Genomic DNA, 15,765 nt, shown 5'->3' with positions numbered 1-15,765 from the left:
GCTTCGCAGCCCAGCGGGAGCAAGCTCCCTCGCCACAAGAGCAATGTGGATTGTTGAGTACCCCCATGATTTTCAGGACCGTGGCCAATGCATGAGCATCCGCTGCAACGCTTCTTCAAATCCCTGCGCGAGCGACCGGTGTTTGCCTGGGAGCGCTATCAGATGCGCGATGTGCTGGTGATCGACCATCCGCTGTGTCAGGCAGTGTTCAGTCGGCAGGGCGCGCAGTTGCTGCACTTTCAGCCGCGCGGGCAGAAACCGTGGTTGTGGTGTGCGGCGAAGTGGCCGCACGTTGGCGCCATTCGTGGCGGCGTGCCGGTGTGCTGGCCGTGGTATGGCCGGCATCCGAGCGAAAACGCCTGGCCGTCCCATGGCTGGGCGCGGCTGCTCGACTGGAAGCTGCTCGACAGCAGCAGCGCCGAGGATGGCGTGCGACTGCATTGGCAATTGCAGCTGTGCGACTGGCAGGTCGACCTGCATGCGCACCTCGGTGAACGCATGGAATTACGCCTGAGCACCGAGCATCAGGACGACATGCCGTGCCAGTTGAGCCAGGCTTTGCACGCTTACTGGCGTATTGGCGATGTCGGTGAGATAGCGCTGTCTGGCCTCGAAGGCGCACAGGGTTACGACCAGTTGAGCCGCCAGTCCTGCCAGCAGGAAGGCGAGTTGCGGGTCGATGGCGGTTGTCAGCGGGTGTTCCAGCACGACGGTGAATTACAGCTCAAGGATCACGCCTGGCAGCGCGAGTTGTGCATCGATACCGGGGACAGCGGCGACACTGTGGTCTGGCATCCTGGCTCGCGACCCCTGTTGGGCGTGAGCTGGGATGAAGTGACGGAGTTTGTCTGTGTCGAAGCGGCGGCGGGGGGCACCGACAGCCTGCATCTGGCGCCGGGGGAGAAGGCGCATTTGAGTTTGCAGGCGTGGGCTGCTGCCTGAAGATCAAAAGATCGCAGCCTCCGGCAGCTCCTACATTGAGGTGGCGTACACATCTGCAGGAACTGCCGAAGGCTGCGATCTTTTACGCGAAGCGTCTTAATTGAACTCATCACCCACCGGATACCGGCTGGCATTCAAGCTCTCTTTGATCTTGCGCAGATGCGGCTGGAAATCCACTCCGCGACGCAGCGTCATGCCGGTCGCCAGCACATCCAGCACCGTCAACTGAATGATCCGCGAAGTCATCGGCATATAGATGTCGGTGTCTTCCGGCAGCGGAATGTTCAGGCTCAGTGTACTGGCCTTGGCCAGCGGTGAATTCTCGGCGGTCAGGCCCAGCACCGAAGCGCCGTTCTCCCGGGCGATGCGCGCCACTTCCACCAGCTCGCGGGTGCGGCCAGTGTAGGAAATGATCACGAACAGCTCGCCAGTGTGCGCCACCGAAGCAATCATCCGCTGCATCAGCACATCGGCATGCGCGGTGACGGCGAGGTTGAAGCGGAAGAACTTGTGCTGTGCATCCAAAGCCACAGGCGCTGACGCACCGAGGCCGAAGAAGTGGATCTGCCGGGCCTGAATCAACAGGTCGACGGCGCGGCTGATCAGGTTCGGATCCAGCGCCTGACAAGCACTGTCCAGCGAAGCGATGGCGCTGCCGAAAATCTTCTGCGTGTAGGCCTCGGGATTGTCATCGGCCTCCACCGCACGGCTGACATACGCCGCGCCGCTGGCCAGGCTCTGCGCCAGTTGCAGCTTGAGTTCAGGGTAGCCGCTGACGCCGAACGAACGGCAGAAGCGGTTGACCGTCGGCTCGCTCACCGATGCGGCCTGGGCGAGGGCGGCGATGCTGAAGCGGGTGGCCTGCTGCGGGTTGAGCAGGATCACCTCGGCGACTTTGCGTTCGGCCTTGTTCAGCTCTTCAAGGCGACTCTGGATCTGTTCCAGTAAATTTCGCACGCGGTCCATATGGAATTCCTAATTCACCTGCGCAAAGGTGCGCCGGGCTATGCAAATTGGGCCTTTGATGTGGCCCGTAACGGTGGCCTATCCTACTGGTGGCTCCGACCGACCACCACTCGGAATCTGTATTTTGCGAAAATGTTGTGGTTATTACTACATTTTCCCTTGAGTGATGCCTTGAAAAAAGGTATTTGTAGCTTAACTTGATAAAAGAACAAACATCATGCCTTCGATTACGGTTGAACCGTGCACCTTTGCCTTGTTCGGCGCTCTGGGCGATCTGGCCCTGCGCAAGCTGTTTCCTGCCCTTTATCACCTCGATGGCGCCGACCTGTTGCACGAGGACACGCGCATCATCGCGCTGGCCCGTGAACCCGGCTCCGAGCAGCAGCACCTGGCATTCATCGCCGCCGAACTGCGCCGTTACGTCGGCAAAGAGCTGAACGAGGCCGTAGCCGAGCGCTTTCTGGCGCGCCTGAGCTACCTGCACGTCGACTTCCTCAAGGCTGAAGATTATGTGGCGCTGGCCGAAGCAGCCGGCAGCACGCAACGCATGATTGCCTACTTCGCCACCCCGGCAGCGGTGTATGGCGCGATCTGCGAGAACCTGGCAAAAGTCGGTTTGGCAGAAAACACTCGCGTCGTCCTGGAAAAGCCGATCGGCTCCGATCTGGAATCCTCGCGCAAAGTGAACGACGCCGTCGCGCAGTTCTTCCCGGAGAACCGCACCTACCGCATCGACCACTACCTGGGCAAAGAGACCGTCCAGAACCTGATCGCCCTGCGTTTCGCCAACAGCCTGTTCGAAACCCAGTGGAACCAGAATTACATCTCCCACGTGGAAATCACCGTGGCCGAGAAGGTCGGCATCGAAGGCCGTTGGGGCTACTTCGACAAGGCCGGCCAGCTGCGCGACATGATCCAGAATCACCTGTTGCAGCTGCTGTGCCTGATCGCCATGGACCCGCCAGCCGACCTGTCCGCCGACAGCATCCGTGATGAAAAGGTAAAAGTGCTCAAGGCGCTGGCACCGATCAGCCCGGAAGGCCTGACCACGCAAGTGGTGCGCGGTCAGTACATCGCAGGGCACAGCGAAGGCAAGTCCGTGCCGGGCTACCTCGAAGAGCCGAATTCCAACACCCAGAGCGATACTGAAACCTTCGTCGCCCTGCGTGCCGACATCCGCAACTGGCGCTGGGCCGGCGTGCCGTTCTACCTGCGTACCGGCAAGCGCATGCCGCAGAAGCTGTCGCAGATCGTCATCCACTTCAAGGAACCGTCGCACTACATTTTCGCGCCGGAGCAACGCCTGCAGATCAGCAACAAACTGATCATCCGTCTGCAACCCGACGAAGGCATTTCCTTGCGTGTGATGACCAAGGAGCAGGGCCTGGACAAAGGCATGCAGCTGCGCAGCGGGCCGCTGCAACTGAATTTCTCCGACACCTGGCGCAGCGCGCGGATCCCCGATGCCTACGAGCGGTTGTTGCTGGAAGTGATGAACGGCAATCAGAACCTGTTTGTCCGTAAAGATGAAATCGAAGCCGCGTGGAAGTGGTGTGACCAGTTGATCGCCGGCTGGAAGAAGTCCGGTGACGCGCCCAAGCCGTATGCGGCCGGGTCGTGGGGGCCGATGAGCTCGATTGCACTGATCACGCGGGACGGGAGGTCGTGGTATGGCGATATCTGATGTGAAACTGCCGGCGGGCGTGAATGCCCACGAATTCAAGAGCCCGGTGCTGTTGGCCGAAGGTCTGGCGCTGAACGTCGCCAAGCAGTTGAGCGATGCCATCGCCGCACGCGGCAACGCGGTGCTGGTGGTCTCTGGCGGTCGCAGCCCGGTAGCGTTTTTTCAGCACCTGGCCAAGCAGGAGCTGGATTGGTCGAAGGTCGTCGTGACCCTCGCTGACGAGCGCTGGGTACCGGTCGAACACGCCGATAGCAACGCTGGTCTGCTCAAGCAGTACCTGCTCAAAGGGCCGGCGGCGAAAGCAAAGTTCCTGAGCCTTTATAGCGCGGCGGCCAACGTCGAGCAGGCTGCGGAACAGGCCGACCGTCTGCTCGCGGAATTACCGCCGATTGACGTGCTGGTGCTGGGCATGGGCGATGACGGTCACACAGCGTCGCTGTTCCCTGACAGCCCGAACCTGACTGAAGCCTTGCAGGCTGACGGCAGCCGTCGCTGCTGGCCGATGCTGGCGCCGAGTGTGCCGCGTCAACGCCTGACCATGAGCCGTGCGCTGCTGGCTTCGGCGAAGCACAAGATTCTGTCGATTTCCGGTCAGTCGAAACTGACCACTCTGAATGCCGCACTGGCATCCGACGACGTCGCGGCCATGCCGGTGCGCGCGTTTCTGCAACCCACGTTAGAGATTTACTGGTGCCCATGAGCCAAGGAACAGCCGCTATGACAACCCCATCCCCGACCGTTTCCATGGCGGACAAAGTTGCCCTGATCGACAGCATCTGCGCCAAGGCGCGGATCCTGCCAGTGATCACCATCGCCCGTGAACAGGACGTGCTGCCACTGGCCGACGCTCTGGCCGCCGGTGGCCTTACCGCGCTGGAAGTGACCCTGCGTTCGCAGTTCGGTCTCAAGGCGATCCAGATCCTGCGTGAGCAGCGTCCGGAGCTGGTGACCGGTGCCGGCACCGTGCTCGACCGCAACATGCTTGCAGCAGCGGAAGCGGCGGGTTCGCAATTCATCGTCACCCCGGGCATCACCCGTGACCTGCTCGAAGCCAGTGTCGACAGCCCGATTCCGCTGCTGCCGGGCATCAGCAATGCCTCCGGCATCATGGAAGGCTATGGCCTGGGCTATCGCCGCTTCAAACTGTTCCCGGCGGAAGTCAGCGGTGGCGTGGCAGCGATCAAGGCCCTCGGCGGCCCGTTCGGCGAAGTGAAATTCTGCCCGACCGGTGGCGTCGGCCCGGCCAACATCAAGAGCTACATGGCGCTGAAAAACGTCATGTGCGTGGGCGGCAGCTGGATGCTCGATCCCGAGTGGATCAAGAACGGCGACTGGGCGCGCATTCAGGAATGCACCGCCGAGGCCCTGGCGCTGCTCGACTAAAAGTTTTACCTGACACTTCGTTGTGTGTTCTACGGCTTTACGGTGCGCTTGGTCGGTGCACCGTTTTTTTTTGCCCGAGAAAAACCAAACCCCTGTAGGAGCTGCCGCAGGCTGCGATCTTTTGATGTTGTTTTTTAATCAAGATCAAAAGATCGCAGCCTTCGGCAGCTCCTACAGTGGGGGCGTGCGGGATCACCGTTACGCTGCGATACATAGTTACCGCACCGACAACCTCGTGCGCCGTTAATCTGCGTTCTCTTATGGAAGAGAGAACGGGTCATGGAACGAGACACTTCAACCGCACCTTCATCATCGATCTATCAATTGGCCCCCGAGCAGATCGCCGGGCCGTACTTTCGCAATCCCAAATTGCTGCGGCGCAACATCAGCGATGGCGCCGAGGGGCTGCCCTTGCTGCTGCGCCTGAGCATCGTCGACGCGATGACCGGTCAACCGGTGAGCGGGGCACTGGTGGACATCTGGCACTGCAATGCACGGGGCGCCTATTCGGGGTGGAGCCGGATCAATCCGGATCTGGAGGTCGACTCCGATGCCATCGGCTCGGTGCCGCGCACCGACGATGACACTTACCTGCGCGGCAGCCAGTTCTGCGATCAGCAGGGGCGGGTGCGCTTCACCACGATCTATCCGGGTTTCTATGCCGGTCGGGCGCTGCACATTCATGTGGCGGTGCGCATGGTCAGCGGCAGTGAATATCTGGAGGAGCGCAATGTGGCCTGGGTCGGTCAGCTGTATTTCCCCGAAGTGGTGTCACGCGCGGTGCTCAATGCCCGGGACTATCGCGGGCGTGCCTCGGCACCGTTGAACAACGCCGATGACAGCTACTACAGCAACATGCGCGGCGAAGATTCGACCCTGACCGTGTGGCCGATCGGCCGCGACTCTCACGAGGACGGATTTTTCGGCCACCTGACCATCGGCATCGATACGTTCGCCGCCTCGGCACAGATCAAGCCCGAGGACTTCGACAAGTTCACCGTGTAAGCGGATCAGCGCAGCTCGTTGAGTGCACGGGTCAGCGACTGCATGTCAGCCGCAGTGGTGGTCAGCCCCGGCGTGATGCGGATGCTCGGCCCGCTCGCTGCGCCGTTGCGCACCACGGTGAACAGGTTGTACTCGTTGAGCAGGCGCTCGACCATTGCCTGTTGATCGGCGTGGCGTGTGAAACGCATCGAGGTGATCCCGCAATACAGGCGCGGATCGTCCGGAGTCATGACCTCAATTCCTGGCAGGTGTCGCACCGCGCTGACCCACAGGTTGCGCAGGTAATTGAGCCGTGCACCTTTGGCTGCGGCACCACCGAGCGAACGGTGCTCCTCGAACACCAGCGGCAGCGACATCAGCGCCGGAATGTTCGGCGTGCTGTACGGCGTGCGCGCGCGGATGTCGCTGGCGGGGAAGTGCATTTCGCCCATGTCCGGATCGATGTCGGCCAGACGCTGCGGGGCGATGTACAGAAAGCCCAGGGTCAGCGGTGCGCCGATCCACTTGTGCAGGTTGAAACCGGCGAAGGCGATGCCCATCGCTTCGAGATTGAAGTCGATCTGGCCAAGCGCGTGAGCGCCGTCGAGGATGATGTCCACGCCATGCTGTTTCGCCAGTTCGGCGATGGCCTGCACCGGCATCACCAGCCCGGTACGGTGGGTGACATGGGTCAGGGCCATCAGCTTGAGTTTCGGATAGCGGATGAAGGTTTCGCGATAGCTGTCCAGCAGGCTGTCGAAACTGGCCGGATGCGCATGGTTGATCTCGATCACATCGACGCCGCGATGGCGTGACAGCCAGCGCATCGCGCCCTTGACCGTGTCGTATTCCAGGTCGCTGATCAGTACCTGATCGCCGGGCAGCAGGCGATTGTAATTGCGGATCAGCGACTGCAGCGCATCGCTGGCGTTGCGGGTGAACGCCACGCTCTGCGCGCGCACGCCGATCAGCTCGGCCAGTTGCGCACGGATGTCGAGGCTGTCGTGCTGTTCGAAACGCTGGCGCACATACACCGAGTTGCTGGTGTTGATCAGCTCGATGTTGCGCTGGTAGTCCTCGATCACCGTGCGCGACATGCGTCCGAAGTAACCGTTCTCCAGGTTCAGCGGGCCGGTTTGCGCTTCGTAGCGATCGGCGAAGGTTTGCCAGAAAGCTTCGTCACGGGCGCGGCGGGTGTTGTCAGGCATGGTCGAGGCTCTAGGGAGGAGGGCGCTTCAGTGGCGCGGGGCAGGTTTGCCGTGTTTGGCGCGTAGCGGTTCGAGCAGGTCCGACAGGCCGTTATGGTCGATCTCCTGCATCAGCGCCAGCAGTCCGCCGAGTTCGCCGTGAGGAAAGCCTTCGCGAGCAAACCAGTTGAGGTAAGGCCCCGGCAGGTCGGCAATGATCCGGCCCTTGTACTTGCCGAAGGGCATTTCACGGGTGATCAACAGTTCAAGTTTTTCAGGATTCATCAATGGCGATCATCTGGATTCAATCAGTCAGGAAAATACAGGCATTCTGCATGCAGGCCAAATGACAGATCATGCAAATAACCGTGATACAGATGGTTCATTTATTTTTAAGTCATTGAAAAATAAAGAAAATAATCTTTTTGAAAAGCTGGCACGCACACTGCAATAACCCTTGCATCTTCAACCAACCGCAAGGAATTGAAAAATGACTGACATGAATAAAGAAGCCATCTCTGTACTCAACGACCTGATCGAAACCTGCAAGGACGGCCAGGAAGGGTTCAAGACTTGCGCTGAAGACATCAAGCACCCGGAACTCAAGACTCTGTTTGTGACCCGTTCTGCCGATTGCGCGACTGCCGCCGCAGAACTGCAGGCTGAAGTGCGTAAACTGGGCGGTGATCCGGAAACCTCTACCAGCGTCAGCGGTGACCTGCATCGTCGTTGGGTCGACGTCAAAGCCATGTTCACTGGCAAGGACGAAGAGGCTGTGCTGAACGAAGCCGAGCGCGGTGAAGACCACGCCCTGAAGGCTTATCGTGAAGCCATCGAGAAAATCAACAAACACGGCCTGGTCGGCATCCGTGACCTGGTTGAGCGTCAGTACCACGGCGTACAACGCAACCACGACCAGGTGAAAGCCCTGCGTAACCAGGCTCGCGCTCGTTCGTAAGCGTTCGCAGGTTAAAAAAAACGCCAGCTGGTCTGGCGTTTTTTTATGCGTGAGGGGAAAGCCAAAGATCGCAGCCTGCCGCAGCTCCTACATTGGAATGCGTTCCCCTGTAGGAGCTGCCGAAGGCTGCGATCTTTTAATCAGCCAATGCTGATCGCCGGCAACGTCGGCAAGGTTACGGTCTGCTGTTTACGCGGCGCGAGAATCTCAGCCTCGCCATCCACCACCAGTTCATCGCGCTGGTTGAACACGCGAGTGGCGATGCGCACGCGAAACTTCGGCAGCTTTTCGAGGATTTCCAGGCGCACGGTCAGGGTGTCGCCAATCTTCACCGGCTTCTGAAAGCTCATCTGCTGACCGATGTAGATGGTGCCCGGGCCAGGCAACTCGCAGGCAACCGCCGCGCTGATAAGGGCACCGCTGAACATGCCGTGGGCGATGCGTTCCTTGAACATGCTGGCGGCAGCGAACTCGGCGTCCAGGTGCACCGGGTTGTGGTCGCCCGACATTGCGGCGAACAGCTGAATGTCGCGCTCTTCGACAGTCTTGCTGTAGCTGGCAGTCTGGCCGACTTCGAGGGCTTCGTAAGGGATGTTGGTAACCTGGGTCATCGGTCTTGATTCCTGTGACGGATTAAAGTGAATCCACAAAAAATTATTCGCTGCGATGCGGACGGCGATGGCTCAGCGCCTGGTCGATCCAGGTCAGCACATCGGCAATCACTTCGTCGCGATTGGTTTCGTTGAACAATTCGTGCCGCGCCTGCGGGTAGATCTTCAGTTGCAGGTTCTGGCTGCCGGCCGAGCGCAACGCCTCGGCCAGATCTGTCAGACGCTTGCCTTCGCTCACCGGATCACATTCACCGCCGATCACCAGCAGCGGCAGGCCCGGGTCGATCTGGGCGAGATTGGACGCTTTGCTGATCTGCTGCAAGCCGCCGAGCAAGTCGATCCACAATTGATTGGTGCAGCGGAAGCCGCACAACGGGTCGTTGGCATACAGATCGACCTCGACCGGGTCGCGGCTCAGCCAGTCGAACGGCGTGCGCGCCGGTTTGAATTTTTTGTTGAACGAGCCGAACGACAACCACTCGATCAGCGCACTGCGGCCCTTGCCCCCCTGACGCAGTTTTTCGAAACGGGCGATTTGTCGCGCCGCGCCGTAAAGCGCCACCGGCTGGAAGTTCGAACCGCTGAGAATCGCCCCGTGCAGGCTGGCGCTGTGATGCAGCAGGTAACCCTGGGCGAGATAGCTGCCCATGCTGTGCCCGAGCAGGATGATTGGCACGTCGGGATGCTGCTGGCCGATGTGCTGATTGAGATTGGCCAGATCGCCGATCACCTTGCACCAGCCGTCGTCATCGGCGAAATGCCCGAGTGTCCCGTGTTCGGCGGTTTTGCCATGGCCGCGCAGATCCGGGGCGTACACACCGTAGCCTTGAGCACAGAACGCGTTCGCCAGCCGCTCGTAGCGAGCGCTGTGCTCGGCCATGCCGTGGGCCAGCAGGATCAGCGCTTTCAAGGGCGCAGCCGGCAGCCACTGGTTGACGAACAGGCGGCTGCGGTCACTCGCGTCCAGCCAAAAGCCTCGGTGGATCATGGCAATTCCTTTTTATCGAGCGGTATCGGCCCGCAGTCGTAGCATTGTATAGCGCGTCCGATCAGCTCACGCCACGGCAGGAAGATTCATACGATCAATGTCGCCATCGCCCATATTTGCCTCAATGGCCATAACTGCTAGTGTCCGTGAAGCTCCGCTTTTTGCTTTGTGCCCTCAGGGATCAGCGCGAAACCACAGAAAAGCGGCTCCCGGATCGATTCAGGTAAAGAGGACAAGAACAATGCAACCTGATTTCTGGAATGACAAACGCCCCGCCGGCGTACCACTGGACATCGACATGGGCGAGTTCAAGTCGGTGATCGAGGTGTTTGAGCGTTCCTGCAAGAAATTCGCCGACCGTCCGGCCTTCAGCAATATGGGCGTGACCCTGACCTACGCTGAACTCGAACGCTACAGCGCGGCGTTCGCCGGTTACCTGCAAGCTCACACCGATCTGGTGCCGGGGGATCGCATCGCGGTGCAGATGCCCAACGTGCTGCAATATCCGATTGCCGTGTTCGGTGCCTTGCGCGCCGGGCTGATCGTGGTCAACACCAACCCGCTGTACACCGCGCGCGAGATGCGCCACCAGTTCAAGGACTCCGGTGCCCGCGCGCTGGTGTACCTGAACATGTTCGGGCAGAAGGTCCAGGAAGTGCTGCCGGACACTGACATCCAATACCTGATCGAAGCGAAGATGGGCGACATGATGCCCACCGCCAAGGGCTGGCTGATCAACACCGTGGTCAGCAAAGTGAAGAAAATGGTCCCGGACTATTCGCTGCCGCAGGCGATCTCGTTCAAGAGTGCGCTGCGCCTGGGCCGTGGTCTGGGGATCAAGCCGTTGAAAGTCGGTCTCGACGACATCGCCGTGTTGCAATACACCGGCGGCACCACCGGCCTGGCCAAGGGCGCGATGCTGACCCACGGCAACCTCGTGGCGAACATGCAGCAGGTGCGCGCGTGTCTTGCGCAATTGGGGCCTGACGGTCAGCCGCTGCTGCGCGAAGGGCAGGAGGTGATGGTGGCGCCACTGCCGCTGTACCACATCTATGCCTTCACCGCGAATTGCATGTGCATGATGGTGTCCGGCAACCACAACGTGCTGATCACCAACCCGCGGGACATCGCAGGCTTCATCAAGGAGCTGAAGAACTGGCGCTTCTCGGCGTTGCTCGGACTGAATACGTTGTTCGTCGCGCTGATGGAGCACCCGGACTTCAAGACCCTGGATTTTTCCAGCCTCAAGCTGACCAACTCCGGCGGTACCGCGCTGGTCAAGGCCACCGCCGAGCGCTGGGAGCAGATCACCGGTTGCCGCATCACCGAGGGTTACGGCCTCACGGAAACGTCGCCGGTGGCCTGCACCAACCCGTATGGCGACCAGTCGCGTCTGGGCACGGTCGGTCTGCCGGTGCCGGGTACGCTGCTGAAGGTCATCGATGACGAGGGTGTCGAGCAGCCGATGGGCGAGCGCGGCGAGTTGTGCATCAAGGGCCCGCAGATCATGAAAGGCTACTGGTACAAACCCGAAGCCACCGCCGAAGTGCTGGACGCCGAAGGCTGGTTCAAGTCCGGTGATATCGCGGTGATCGACCCGGACGGCTTCGTGCGCATCGTCGATCGCAAGAAGGACATGATCATCGTCTCCGGTTTCAACGTGTACCCCAACGAGATTGAGGACGTGGTGATGGCTCACCCGAAAGTCGCCAACTGTGCGGTGATCGGCGTGCCGGACGAACGTTCGGGCGAAGCGGTGAAGCTGTTCGTGGTGGCGCGGGAAACCGGGGTCAGCCTCGAAGAGCTCAAGGCTTATTGCAAAGAGAATTTCACCGCTTACAAGGTGCCGAAACACATCGTGCTGCGCGAGTCGTTGCCGATGACGCCGGTCGGCAAGATTCTGCGGCGGGAGTTGCGCGACATCGCTTAAAGAGCAGAAGCGAAAAGATCGCAGCCTTCAGTGTAGTGGTTCAGTTTTATTAAACCACTCCGTAGGAGTATTAGGCCGCCTGCTGCTCAAATAGCGCAGGCGGCAATTGGTTCGAGGCAGAGTGGCAACGACGATGGTTGTAGTGATGAACAAAATCCATCACATCCTTCTCCGCTTCGAAATGGTTTTGGTAGCCGTTTTCCGGCATCCAATCGTGTTTCAACGTCCTGAAATAGCGCTCAACAACTGCGTTATCCCAGCAGTTCCCTCGACGACTCATGCTCTGAACGATCCGGTTTTCTGCCAAGCAGCCAACAAATCGATCAGCGGTGTACTGGCAGCCTTGGTCTGAGTGAAATAGCAACGCAGGCATCGGACGGCGTAGTGACACTGCTAACCTTAGCGCCCTTGCAGACAGCTCAGCATCGGCAGTTCGGGAACAGGCCCACCCCACAATTCTGCGTGAAAACAGATCCATCACCACCGCCAGATAAAGCCAGCTATTTCCGACTCGGATGTAGGTAATGTCGCCGGCCCAAAGGGTGTCTGGCTGGGTCGGATTAAAACGCCGATCAAGTATGTTCGGTGCAACAATCGCTGGTTTCGTAGCGCGTCGATAGTGGGCATAACACGGTCTGCGTCGGTGTAGGCCAAAGGTGTTGATCAGCGTGCGCATTCGACAGCGCCCAATAAAAATCCCCTCTTTTCTTAGCTCTCTGGAAAACCCACGAGTACCTAACGCCTCACGATGTTCTTTATGCATCGCACGAAGTTTACGCCTCAGCAAGCGCAGTTCAGGCTTCAGGCGCTTGGGTTTACGCTTGGTGTAATAGCTGCTTCGGGCAACACCAAGCACTGAGCACATGCGCCGAATCGACATTGCACCTCGAACGCCATCAATCACTTGGTTCGACCGAACAGAACCTTTAGATGAGAGGGCAATTGCTTTTTTAGCACTTGGTTCTCGGCTTCAAGCAGTGCCAGCTTTGCCTGGAGCGATTCGATCAGTTCCTGATCCTGCAATCGCGGTGGCTGCGACATGCCTTCCTGCTCTCGACGCCAGCGCGAAACCCAGCGACGCAGGGCCGTAGGGCCCACATTAGTAGCTTCACAGGCTTTAGGGATGGAGTAATTCATCTCCACGACCAAGCGAATGGCTTCTGCTTTTTCCTCTGACGTGACAACCCGATATCCCATGATGCTTCCTTAAATCGACGCTCCTACATCATGGTCTAAAAAAATTCGACCACAACACAGCAGCTCCTACAGGGTGTACTCAATTCAATGTAGGAGCTGCCGCAGGCTGCGATCTTTTGCTTTCAAGGCCCGGAAAACCGGAGCTTTCAGGGCGGTATAGGATTTTTGCTCTAAAATGACTATTAGAAAGTCTTGAGTCATTAAAGTGACCATGGAGGCCGCTTTTGGCTCTAGTCGGCCCTCGGCAAAGCTGCTACTCTCGGCGCGCTTTGTGACTTCTCGGCCTGTAGAAAAGCCAGATTCACCAATACAAAACACACACCAATAATAATCGCATCAAATGCGGTGAAGAATTCGCGTTGCTGAGGAGTGGGCTTCCATGATCGAAGACTTTTGGAAGGATAAATACCCGGCTGGAATTGCTGCCGACATCAATCCAGACGAGTACCCGAATATTCAGGCAGTGTTGAAGCAATCCTGCCAACGCTTCGCCAACAAGCCGGCTTTCAGCAACCTGGGCAAGACAATCACCTACGGTGAACTGTACGAATTGTCCGGTGCGTTTGCCGCGTATCTGCAACAGCATACCGACTTGCAGCCCGGTGATCGAATCGCCGTGCAACTGCCCAACGTTCTGCAGTACCCGGTCGCCGTCTTTGGTGCAATCCGCGCCGGGCTGATCGTGGTCAACACCAACCCGCTGTACACCGCGCGGGAAATGGAACACCAATTCAACGACTCCGGCGCCAAGGCGCTTGTCTGCCTGGCCAACATGGCGCACCTGGCGGAAGCCGTGGTGCCGAAAACCGGGGTCAAACACGTTATCGTCACCGAAGTCGCCGACCTGCTGCCGCCGGTCAAGCGCCTGCTGATCAACAGCGTGATCAAGTACGTGAAGAAGATGGTCCCGGCCTATCACCTGCCTAAAGCCGTCAAGTTCAACGACGTGCTGAGCAAGGGCCAGGGCCAGCCTGTGGCCGAAGCCAATCCGCACAGCAGCGATGTCGCGGTGTTGCAGTACACCGGCGGCACCACCGGCGTGGCCAAAGGCGCGATGCTCACCCATCGCAACCTCGTCGCCAACATGCTGCAGTGCAAGGCGCTGATGGGCTCCAACCTCAATGAAGGTTGCGAGATCCTGATCACCCCGCTGCCGCTGTACCACATCTATGCGTTCACCTTTCATTGCATGGCGATGATGCTGATCGGCAACCACAACATCCTGATCAGCAACCCACGCGACCTGCCGGCGATGGTCAAGGAACTGTCGAAGTGGAAGTTCAGCGGCTTTGTCGGTTTGAACACGCTGTTCGTGGCGCTGTGCAACAACGAAGGTTTCCGCAAGCTGGACTTCTCCAACCTGAAAGTCACCCTGTCCGGCGGCATGGCCCTGCAACTGGCGGCCGCCGAGCGCTGGAAAGCGGTGACCGGTTGCTCGATCTGCGAAGGTTACGGCATGACCGAAACCAGCCCGGTGGCCACGGTCAATCCGATCCAGAACATCCAGATCGGCACCATCGGCATTCCGGTGCCGTCGACCCTGTGCAAAGTCATCGACGATGCCGGTGTCGAGCAGCCTATGGGCGAAATCGGCGAGCTGTGCGTCAAGGGCCCGCAAGTGATGAAGGGCTACTGGCAGCGTCAGGAAGCCACCGATGAAATCCTCGACAGCGAAGGCTGGCTGAAGACCGGTGACATCGCGCTGATCCAGCCCGATGGCTACATGCGCATTGTCGATCGCAAGAAAGACATGATCCTGGTCTCCGGTTTCAACGTCTACCCGAACGAACTGGAAGACGTGCTGGCGACCCTGCCGGGCGTGTTGCAGTGCGCGGCCATCGGCGTGCCGGACGAGAAGTCGGGCGAGGCGATCAAGATTTTCATCGTGGCCAAGCCGGGCGTGACCCTGACCAAGGAAACCGTGATGGAACACATGCGTGCCAACGTCACCGGTTACAAGGTGCCGCGTTCGGTGGAATTCCGCGATGCGTTGCCGACCACCAACGTCGGCAAGATCCTGCGCCGCGAATTGCGTGACGAAGAGCTGAAGAAGATCAAGGCCAAGTCCGCCGCCTGAAGCCAAAAGCCCCGCAGATGCGGGGCTTTTTATTGAAGATCAAAAGATCGTCCGATCTTTTGCTTTATGCGGTAGTTACTGCCGGAACGGCGCGAAATTCACGTTGGTGCCCGCCGGACGCATGTCCTGCAGGTACGAATCCTTGTCCGCACTCAATTCCAGGCTCAACGCCGCCTTGCGCTTGCCTTCGTTGCGAATCACCAGGCCTTCGAGCTTTTCGCGCAGGAATACGGTCGGCACTTTCAGGTGCAGCAGTTCGTCGGTGGCCGGGGTGTGCATCAGCAAGTGAATCCACTCGTACTGACCGACGGCCAGGCGCGACACCGGCAGGTCGAACCACCAGATGTTGCGGTTGCGGTTCAGTTCGGCGAAGTGGCAGTTGTTGGTGCCGAGCACAGCGCCGCCCAGTTCCTGGTTGCGACGGGCAATGGCCTGCTTTTTATCGAGTTTCATAACATTCCTGCGGGATCTGATCGTTGGCGCACGGCGCCCATAGGTGCGCATTCTCGGGGCTTGCGGGGCAAACATAAAGCCCAACCTGCATGGCACGACGAAATGAACGGCAAAAATAAATGAAACTCGTGGCAAACCCGCCCGGTCAATCATTACGTACTGACTTTTCCCCTTCAATGCACCAAGGAGAAACACCATGAGTAGCACAGGCGATAAAGTAAAAGGCATGGCCAACGAAGCAGTCGGCAACGTCAAGCAAGGCGTCGGCAAAGCAACCGACAACACCAAGCTGCAGGCCGAAGGCAAGGTTCAAGAGAAAAAAGGCGAAGCTCAACAAGCAGTGGGCAAAGCCAAAGACGCCATCAAGAAAGGTGTCGACAAGGCGTAATCCCGCCTTGAACGAAA

The 15,765-nt window shown here is 59.2% G+C and carries 17 protein-coding genes; 9 read left to right on the top strand and 8 right to left on the bottom strand.

Annotated elements, in window-relative coordinates; translation table 11 throughout:
• Nucleotides 1-87 precede the first annotated feature (87 nt).
• Entirely contained in the window at nt 88-942 is an 855-nt protein-coding gene (locus LOY52_RS20400) for a D-hexose-6-phosphate mutarotase (protein ID WP_007969321.1), read from the top strand.
• A gap of 96 nt (nt 943-1,038) precedes the next feature.
• Here the strand turns inward: LOY52_RS20400 and LOY52_RS20395 are convergent, their stop codons facing one another.
• On the bottom strand, nt 1,039-1,899 hold the full coding sequence (locus LOY52_RS20395; protein WP_169842436.1) for a MurR/RpiR family transcriptional regulator: 861 nt from the start codon (nt 1,897-1,899) through the stop codon (nt 1,039-1,041).
• 226 nt (nt 1,900-2,125) lie between these two features.
• Between LOY52_RS20395 and zwf the strand changes: the two genes are divergently transcribed.
• From zwf to LOY52_RS20375, 4 genes are all read left to right on the top strand, one after another.
• Nucleotides 2,126-3,592 (top strand): glucose-6-phosphate dehydrogenase, encoded by a 1,467-nt coding sequence (zwf, locus tag LOY52_RS20390; protein ID WP_258675772.1) that lies wholly within the window; start codon nt 2,126-2,128, stop codon nt 3,590-3,592.
• Nucleotides 3,579-4,292 carry a 6-phosphogluconolactonase gene (gene pgl / locus LOY52_RS20385; RefSeq protein ID WP_027612567.1) on the top strand — a complete coding sequence of 238 codons (714 nt, stop codon included), beginning with the start codon at nt 3,579-3,581 and terminating at the stop codon, nt 4,290-4,292. Before zwf ends, pgl begins: the two co-directional genes overlap by 14 nt.
• Before the next feature lie 17 nt (nt 4,293-4,309).
• Nucleotides 4,310-4,975, top strand: coding sequence for a bifunctional 4-hydroxy-2-oxoglutarate aldolase/2-dehydro-3-deoxy-phosphogluconate aldolase (locus LOY52_RS20380; protein ID WP_258675771.1), 666 nt, complete (start codon nt 4,310-4,312; stop codon nt 4,973-4,975).
• A 279-nt stretch (nt 4,976-5,254) separates the two neighbouring features.
• Entirely contained in the window at nt 5,255-5,980 is a 726-nt protein-coding gene (locus tag LOY52_RS20375; RefSeq protein ID WP_258675770.1) for an intradiol ring-cleavage dioxygenase, read from the top strand.
• A gap of 5 nt (nt 5,981-5,985) precedes the next feature.
• On the opposite strand, the gene LOY52_RS20370 is transcribed toward LOY52_RS20375, so the two are convergent.
• Both LOY52_RS20370 and LOY52_RS20365 read right to left on the bottom strand, forming a co-directional pair.
• Nucleotides 5,986-7,167 (bottom strand): aminotransferase class V-fold PLP-dependent enzyme, encoded by a 1,182-nt coding sequence (locus LOY52_RS20370; RefSeq protein ID WP_258675769.1) that lies wholly within the window; start codon nt 7,165-7,167, stop codon nt 5,986-5,988.
• 27 nt (nt 7,168-7,194) lie between these two features.
• Nucleotides 7,195-7,431: a DUF3820 family protein gene (locus tag LOY52_RS20365; protein WP_003227425.1), complete on the bottom strand. Its 237-nt coding sequence runs from the start codon at nt 7,429-7,431 to the stop codon at nt 7,195-7,197.
• A 205-nt stretch (nt 7,432-7,636) separates the two neighbouring features.
• Between LOY52_RS20365 and LOY52_RS20360 the strand changes: the two genes are divergently transcribed.
• Nucleotides 7,637-8,104, top strand: coding sequence for a PA2169 family four-helix-bundle protein (locus tag LOY52_RS20360; RefSeq protein ID WP_003227422.1), 468 nt, complete (start codon nt 7,637-7,639; stop codon nt 8,102-8,104).
• Between the two features lie 140 nt (nt 8,105-8,244).
• On the opposite strand, the gene LOY52_RS20355 is transcribed toward LOY52_RS20360, so the two are convergent.
• Together LOY52_RS20355 and LOY52_RS20350 are read right to left on the bottom strand one after the other, a co-directional pair.
• Complete coding sequence (locus tag LOY52_RS20355; protein WP_003227420.1) at nt 8,245-8,715, bottom strand: MaoC family dehydratase; 471 nt, start codon at nt 8,713-8,715, stop codon at nt 8,245-8,247.
• A 43-nt stretch (nt 8,716-8,758) separates the two neighbouring features.
• Complete coding sequence (locus LOY52_RS20350) at nt 8,759-9,703, bottom strand: alpha/beta hydrolase (RefSeq protein ID WP_258675767.1); 945 nt, start codon at nt 9,701-9,703, stop codon at nt 8,759-8,761.
• A gap of 241 nt (nt 9,704-9,944) precedes the next feature.
• On the opposite strand from LOY52_RS20350, the gene fadD2 reads away from it, so the two are divergent.
• Complete coding sequence (gene fadD2, locus LOY52_RS20345; protein ID WP_258675766.1) at nt 9,945-11,633, top strand: long-chain-fatty-acid--CoA ligase FadD2; 1,689 nt, start codon at nt 9,945-9,947, stop codon at nt 11,631-11,633.
• A 70-nt stretch (nt 11,634-11,703) separates the two neighbouring features.
• Here fadD2 and LOY52_RS20340 read toward each other — a convergent pair whose 3' ends face one another.
• Together LOY52_RS20340 and LOY52_RS20335 are read right to left on the bottom strand one after the other, a co-directional pair.
• A complete protein-coding gene (locus tag LOY52_RS20340) occupies nt 11,704-12,513 on the bottom strand; it encodes an IS3 family transposase (protein ID WP_256588498.1) in 810 nt (269 codons plus the stop codon).
• Nucleotides 12,514-12,533: 20 nt separating this feature from the next.
• Nucleotides 12,534-12,830, bottom strand: coding sequence for a transposase (locus LOY52_RS20335; protein ID WP_258675765.1), 297 nt, complete (start codon nt 12,828-12,830; stop codon nt 12,534-12,536).
• Nucleotides 12,831-13,209: 379 nt separating this feature from the next.
• Between LOY52_RS20335 and fadD1 the strand changes: the two genes are divergently transcribed.
• Entirely contained in the window at nt 13,210-14,907 is a 1,698-nt protein-coding gene (gene fadD1, locus LOY52_RS20330; RefSeq protein WP_003227414.1) for a long-chain-fatty-acid--CoA ligase FadD1, read from the top strand.
• Between the two features lie 75 nt (nt 14,908-14,982).
• Here fadD1 and LOY52_RS20325 read toward each other — a convergent pair whose 3' ends face one another.
• A complete protein-coding gene (locus LOY52_RS20325) occupies nt 14,983-15,360 on the bottom strand; it encodes a hypothetical protein (RefSeq protein ID WP_041068691.1) in 378 nt (125 codons plus the stop codon).
• A 196-nt stretch (nt 15,361-15,556) separates the two neighbouring features.
• Between LOY52_RS20325 and LOY52_RS20320 the strand changes: the two genes are divergently transcribed.
• Complete coding sequence (locus LOY52_RS20320) at nt 15,557-15,748, top strand: CsbD family protein (protein ID WP_003227408.1); 192 nt, start codon at nt 15,557-15,559, stop codon at nt 15,746-15,748.
• Nucleotides 15,749-15,765 lie beyond the last annotated feature (17 nt).

The sequence above is a fragment of the Pseudomonas sp. B21-051 genome (assembly GCF_024748795.1).
Lineage (GTDB): Bacteria > Pseudomonadota > Gammaproteobacteria > Pseudomonadales > Pseudomonadaceae > Aquipseudomonas > Aquipseudomonas putida_A.
This window is presented reverse-complemented; position numbering and strand designations above follow the sequence as displayed.